The sequence below is a fragment of the Streptomyces torulosus genome (genome assembly GCF_001419765.1).
GTDB lineage: Bacteria > Actinomycetota > Actinomycetes > Streptomycetales > Streptomycetaceae > Streptomyces > Streptomyces torulosus.
The window spans coordinates 1-3,561 of sequence record NZ_LIRK01000885.1; the positions used below are offsets into that span (position 1 = coordinate 1).

The following is a 3,561-nucleotide window of genomic DNA, read 5'->3' on the forward strand; positions in this document are numbered from 1 at the left end:
GGTGGGGAGCGGGGGGTGCGTGGTCATCGCGGTGTGCCGTTCCTAGTTCGCGTCGGTGTCTGTGTGGGGGGCGTCGGTCGTGGGGAGGCCCGCGAGGGTCAGCAGCAGTTGCTTGACCTCGGTCGCGGCGTAGGCCTCGCGTGCCTCGTCTGGTGCGGAGCACAGCAGGACGGGGCCGTCGTCCGGGTCGGCGGGCAGCCTGCCGTGGCTGCCGCTGACGCCGGAGGGGTCCAGCGGGACGGTGCTGATGCGGTAGCGGAACCCGAGCTTCTTGCGGGCCACCTGGCCGATCGCGCGGAACTTCACCGCCGGGACGGTGTCGTCGTACAGCAGCTCGGCGGGGTCGTATCCGGGCTTGCGGTGGATCTCGACCTGGCGGGCGAAGTCGGGGGCGTGCGCGTCGTCGAGCCAGTAGTAGTACGTGAACCAGGCGTCGGGGTCGGCGACCGCGACCAGTTCGCCGGAACGCTCGTGGTCCAGGCCGTGGGCCTTCTTGCCCTCGGCGTCCAGCACCTCGTCCACGCCGTCGAGTTCGGCGAGGAGCTTGGCGACGTGGGCGGTGTCGGCCGGGTCGCGGACGTACACGTGGGCGATCTGGTGGTCGGCGACGGCGAAGGCCCGTGACGTCCACGGGTCGAGGTACTCCATGCCGTCCTGGGTGTACACGTCGAGGAGTCCGGCGCGGCGCAGCGCGCGGTTGATGTCGACGGGGCGGGAGGCGGGGGTGATGCCGTACTCGCTGAGCGCGACGACCGTGGCGCCCTCGCGCAGGAAGTGGTCGATCAGCGGGCGCAGCGCCTCGTCGAGCCGGCGGGCGCTCTCGGCGGTCTCGGGCGAGTCGGGGCCGGACCGCTGGGGCTCGTAGTCGAGTTGGGGGACGTAGACGAGGGTGAGGTCGGGCCGGTGTTCGTCGAAGACCTGGCGGGCGGCGCCGAGGATCCACTGGGTGGAGGGCATTCCGGCGTTGGGGCCCCAGTAGGTGAACAGCGGGAACGGGCCGAGCCGATCGGTGAGTTCGTCGTGCAGGGCCGGCGGCCAGGTGTAGCAGTCGGGTTCCTTGCGGCCGTCGGAGTAGTAGACGGGGCGGGGGGTGACGGTGAGGTCGACGTCCGCGCCCATCGCGTACCACCAGCAGATGTTGGCGACCTTGTAGTCGGGGGCGGTCCTGCGGGCCGTGTCCCAGATCTTCTCGCCGCCGACGAGCGCGTTGTGCTGCCGCCACAGCAGGACCTCGCCGAGGTCGCGGAAGTACCAGCCGTTGCCCACCGCGCCGTGCCCGGCCGGGGGTTCGCCGGTGAGGAAGGTGGACTGGACCGTGCAGGTCACGGCGGGCAGGACGGGGTCGAGACGGGCCCGGAAGCCGCGCTCGCCGAGGGCGGCGACGGCGGGCATGTGCCTCAGCAGCTTCGGGGTGAGGCCGACGATGTCGAGGACGACGAGCCGGTGCGCGGGCGGTACGCCCGGCGGCCGCGTGCTCGCTGACGCGGTACTCACAGCCGACGTGCTCGCTGACGCAGAACTCACGGACGGTGTGCTCGTGGGTGGCGTACTCGGGGGTGGGGTGCTCACTGGTGGTCCTCCTTGAGGCCGAGGCCGGTCATCCGGTCGCGGGCCCAGGCGAGTTCGGCGGCGATGCCCCCGGCCAGGTCGGCGGGCGGCTCGGGGAGGACGGACCAGGTGTAGGTCTCGACCTCGATGTGGTCGCAGTGGACGGAGGTGCCGCCGAGCAGTCCCGCGAGGACGGCGGTCAGCTGGTCGGCGGTGGTGCGCAGCGGCGGCTCGGGGTCGGCGTGCAGCGGGGCGTGGAAGTGGACGCGCCAGGGCCCGGTGCCGGTGGGCAGGCCGCCGTCGAGGGCGTCCGGCAGGTCGTCGACGGCGTGGACGGGGGCCTCGGGCGCGGACGCCGTACGGGTCTGGTGCAGGAACCTCGGCTCCGCGAGGCGCCGCAGGGCAGCGCGGGCGGCGGGATCGGCGGGATCGGTGGCCTCGACGGCACAGGACGCCTGGAGCTTGACGACCGCGAGCCCGGCGTCCGCGAGGCGGGCGAGGGCGGCCCCGGGGTCCTCGAACTGCACGGCGAGATGGCAGGCGTCGAGGCAGACGCCGAGCCGCTCGGGGTCGAGTCCGCGCAGCTCCATTACGGCCTGGGCGGTGGTCTCCACGACGCAACCGGGCTCCGGTTCGAAGCCGACGCGGACGCGGCGGCCGGTGTCGGACTCGATCGCGGCGAGTCCGGCGGCGAGCCGGTCCAGGGCGCGACGGGCGGTCTCGGCGCGGTCCGGGGGCCAGGGGGTGCGCCAGGCCAGCGGCAGGGTGGAGACGCTCCCCCGGGCGACGTCGTCGGGGAGGAGCGCGGCGAGCACGCGGGCGCAGTCGAGGGTGTGGCGCAGCCGGGCCTCGTCGGCCCAGTCGGGCAGGTAGACGTCCTTCTTGACCACCTCCCGGTGGAACCCGGCGTAGGGGAAGGCGTTGAGGGTGACGGTTTCCAGGCCGCGGGCGGCGAGTTCGCTCTTGAGGCGCTTCACCTCGTCCTCGTCGTCGACGATCCGGGTCACCGTGTCGCGGGCGAGCCAGAGGCCGATGCCCAGCCGGTCGACGCCGAGGCGTTCCCGCACGGGTTCGGCGTACGTGGCGAGCTGGCCGATGACTCCGTCGAGGTCCTCCGCCTGGTGGACGTTGCTGCAGTAGCCGAGGTGGACGGGGCTGCCGTCGGGGTGCCGTAATCGCATGGCCGGGCGCTCACTCTCCGCCGCGGCGGATGGAGTTGCCCTGGAAGCTCGACTCCTCGTCGGGCTTGGGCTCGTCGAGGTCGAGTCGGCCGCTCTGTCCGTAGAAGCCGACGGGGTTGCGCCAGAGGACCTTGTCCACGGTGTCGTCGTCGAAGCCGGCGGCGAGCATCGCGTCGGCGGTCTTGCGGGTCTTGAGCGGGTCCGAACGCCCCCAGTCGGCGGCCGAGTTGACGAGGACGCGGTCGGTGCCGTGCTCCTGGAGAACGGCGACCATGCGGTCCTCGCTCATCTTCGTCCGCGGGTAGATCGAGAACCCCGCCCAGCAGCCGCTGTCGAGGACCATGCCGACGGTCAGCTCGTTGAGGTGGTCGAGGACGACGAGTTCCGGGGCGATGCCCGACTCCCGTACGACGTCCAGGGTGCGGCGGGTGCCGGTGGCCTTGTCGCGGTGCGGGGTGTGCACGAGCGCGGGCAGGCCGTGTTCCACGGCGAGTTGCAGCTGGAGGGCGAGCGCCTCGTCCTCCTCCGGAGTCATGGAGTCGTAGCCGATCTCACCGACCGCGACCACCCGGTCCTTGGCGAGGTAGCGGGGCAGTTCGTCCAGGACGGGCCGGCAGCGCGGGTCGTTGGCCTCCTTCGGGTTGAGCGCGATGGTGCAGAAGTGCTGGATGCCGAACTGGGCGGCCCGGTACGGCTCCCAGCCCAGCAGCGCGTCGAAGTAGTCGTAGAAGCTCTCGGGGGAGGTGCGGGGCTGGCCGAGCCAGAAGGCCGGCTCGACGACCGCGCGGACCCCGGCCGCGTGCATCGCCTCGTAGTCGTCGGTGGTGCGGGA

Annotated in this window: 3 protein-coding genes; all 3 read right to left on the reverse strand. The window is 72.6% G+C overall.

Features of this window, described 5'->3' with window-relative positions; genetic code table 11:
* Positions 1 to 42: 42 nt before the first annotated feature.
* Positions 43 to 1,392, reverse strand: a complete 1,350-nt coding sequence (locus tag AOK23_RS41845) for an alkaline phosphatase family protein (RefSeq protein WP_240496818.1) — start codon at positions 1,390 to 1,392, stop codon at positions 43 to 45.
* Between the two features lie 173 nt (positions 1,393 to 1,565).
* Positions 1,566 to 2,729 carry a metabolite traffic protein EboE gene (eboE, locus tag AOK23_RS41850; RefSeq protein WP_055717627.1) on the reverse strand — a complete coding sequence of 388 codons (1,164 nt, stop codon included), beginning with the start codon at positions 2,727 to 2,729 and terminating at the stop codon, positions 1,566 to 1,568.
* Between the two features lie 10 nt (positions 2,730 to 2,739).
* The coding region (locus AOK23_RS41855; protein WP_055717628.1) for a TatD family hydrolase at positions 2,740 to 3,561 on the reverse strand (822 nt) is incomplete at its 5' end.

Bases quoted from the DNA above. Each gene is read 5' to 3' on its own strand.
- eboE (WP_055717627.1), bottom strand. From the start codon at position 2,729: ATGCGATTACGGCACCCCGACGGCAGCCCCGTCCACCTCGGCTACTGC.
- AOK23_RS41845 (WP_240496818.1), bottom strand. From the start codon at position 1,392: ATGCCCGCCGTCGCCGCCCTCGGCGAGCGCGGCTTCCGGGCCCGTCTC.